Below are 3,108 nucleotides of genomic sequence, written 5' to 3'. Positions count from 1 at the left end.
CTGATAAGAAAGCCTAATATCTTTGTATACTAAAGCTGTACGGCCAGGGGTTCTTTCAACCTGGCTTTCAAACAGATTCTGAATTGTTTTTTCTGAGGGATATACATTCTCTGTTGAATTCCAACTCTGCATTAATTTGAATTGCTCTTTTGAAACATAAGAAAGCTGACCGGATGTAATTTTCCAGTTTTCCAGCATTTGAGCCAAAATATTCTTCATCCCCTCCATCAGATTCTCCATTGTCTTTTGTTCAAAGAGAGCTCCTTCATAATTGATCTTCATAATTACGCTTTCACCGTGTTCAAACGCCATGATTCCTAATGGGTAATCTAGTTTTTCTACTCCGCCTTTGAAGGCAAATCCTACTTCATTACTATCTTCTCCTGCTTCAGGTACCGGATAATTTTCATATACAAATAAACTGCTGAATATACGGCTTGAATCCTGATTAAGCTCAGCAAGACTCATATCACTATGGGTATTCAACTCGCTCGCTCTTTGCTGAATATCTGAAATAACATCAGCTACCAAACCTTCTTTATGCTGTACAATCAATGGAAGTGTATTGATGAATAGCCCTGCAGAAGATTCTATGCCATCTACAGGCAAACTTCGCCCGGAAACAGTGGTTCCTACAACGGTAGTTTCCACTCCACTGTATATTCTCAATTGATTATGCCACAGATACTGGAGAACAGCATTTACAGTAAACCCGTTTTCAGTCGTAAATCTTTTCAACTGCTGATATTCTTCCCCTGTTACCGTCATCGTCACAAGGCTATGCTCTTTGATCTGACGATAAGTTCCTAAATCGATATGCTTTTGAGAATTTTTAATCAGGCTGCTCAGGTCTTCCCGATTTTCAAGGGTTCCCATATAATCTTTCCAGAAGTTTCGGCTGATATCTTTATGCTGTTGAAGGTATTTTTGAGTATTGACATATGCCTGATCGGTTATCCACTCTGATTGTTGATCTTTTATCAAACTCAGGTATATATCGTGGATTCTTTTCAGAATTATAGGCATACTCCATCCATCCAGTATCGCATGGTGATTACTGAACAGACAGGTATAATGTTTCTCTGAACGTTTGAACAGGTATATTCTGAACAATCCGCTTTTTGAAAGATCATATACTTCAAAACGGTCTTTCCCGGTAATTTCCTGAATCAGTTTATCCTGCTCTTCTTCATTTATTCCGGTTATATCCTGATAGCGCCAATCCAGCGGACTTTCTTTATCAATAACCTGAACAATTTCTTCACTCCAGTCAAATCTGAGTCTCAATGCAGGAAACTGCTGCTGAGTATGTGACCACGCTTCTTTAAGCTTAGTTGTATTGATCTCAGCAAGATAATCCCAGGTTAGCTGTATACGGTAAGCGTCATCTTTATCTCCCTGACTCAATGCATGATATACAAACCCTTCCTGAAGACTGTTGGCAAGATATACGCCTTCAATCTCATTTAATTCCTGAAGATTGAAAAGCTGCTTATCGCTTATAATATAATCTACATCTGACGAGGTAAGGAAGCTTCTTGTATTTTTAGACAATTCATCAATAATGGTAACAATCTGATTTTTAAAATTCTGAGCAAACTGCGTTACCTGCTCCTGCTCCAAATGGGCTGAAATTCTAAAACGAAGTTCTCCATCTACAACAGCCCCATTGATTCCGATAAGATAGCTACCAAGGTTAGATTCTCCAATGGAAACTCCACTATCTTCAGCAGCAATAAACCAAGTTTTTTCTCCTGAATTTTCTTTCTGATCAAGCTGTCCAAGATAGTTGAAGCTCACTTTTGGAAGTTCCTGATCCATATAACCTACCAAGCTTCCATAACCAATACCATTGTTTGGAATGCTTCTCAGTGCTTCTTTGGTCAGAATTACGGTATCATTCACATCTTTTCCATTCTCCAACAATAATGGATACATAGAAGTAAACCAACCTACTGTTTCTGTAATATCCAGATTACCAAACACTTCTTCACGCCCGTGGTTTTCCAGTAAGATAGCATGATGAACATCTCCTGTCAGATTTCCAAGTGATCTTGCTAATGCAGACAATAGAAGATCGTTGATCTGGGTTTGATATACATGATGGCTTCCTCTGATCAGTTTTTCAGTATATTCTTTATCCAGAGCCAGAATATCATGGTTTTGCTCCTGAACAGAAATCGCTTCCAATGAATTATTGGTTTGGTTTACTGTTTTTGTAATTCTGTTCCAGTACGATAATTCCTGGTCTCCTGCTTCTGAGTTTTTGGATTCATACCCTTTTATGGCTTCTGCCCACTGGCGGTAGCTGCTTCCTTTCTGTATTTTATAAGTCCCTCCTTTTTCAAGAGACTGATACATATTTTTTAGGTCTTCTGTGATGATCCTCCAGCTTACCACATCTATAATCAGGTGATGGAAAGCAAAGAAAATTCTGGCTGTATGATCTTCATATCCTGTAATATAGCCTATATGAAACAACGGACTTTTTTCTATATCAAATTGTTTTTGCCATATTGTCAATATTCCGGATAATTCATCCGGATGTATTGATGAAACGTCAAGATAACTGATTTCGGCTGCAGCTTTCTGGTCTCCATATTCCTGGCTGTAAGTCCCGTTTTCTTTTGGATACTGCATTCTGAATACATCATGTTTATCAATCAACAATTTGATGCTTTGCTCAAAAATTTCTTTATCCAATTCCGGAACATTCAATAAGAACGACTGATTCCAATGGTTAAAATCCGGAAGATATCCAGATTCTATTTGACTGAAGAACCATTCCTGAATTGGTAAAAGCGGAACGTTTCCGGTAAGAATTCCCTGTTCGGTAAGCAGTTCAATCTGTGTTGCAGATTTCTTTTCTTCGATAAGTTTTGCTAATACTGACGGAGTTCTTGATGAAAAGACTTCTTTTACATTGATTCTTATATCCAAGCGTTGCTTTATTCTCCCCACCAGCTGAATACTGATGATACTATCTCCTCCTAATCTGAAGAAATCATCATGAATACTGATGGTTTTAGCATTGATTCCCAATACTTCACTATAAATTACTACAAGCTGCTTTTCAAGCTCTGTTTCAGGTGCTGTATAGTTTTTGTT

General features: G+C 38.0%; 1 protein-coding gene. It reads right to left on the bottom strand.

Features of this window, described 5'->3' with window-relative positions:
• The coding region (locus OL225_RS21980; RefSeq protein WP_264519604.1) for a condensation domain-containing protein at positions 1-3,108 on the bottom strand (3,108 nt) is incomplete at both ends.

This window comes from Chryseobacterium viscerum, from assembly GCF_025949665.1.
GTDB lineage: Bacteria > Bacteroidota > Bacteroidia > Flavobacteriales > Weeksellaceae > Chryseobacterium > Chryseobacterium viscerum_A.
This window is presented reverse-complemented; position numbering and strand designations above follow the sequence as displayed.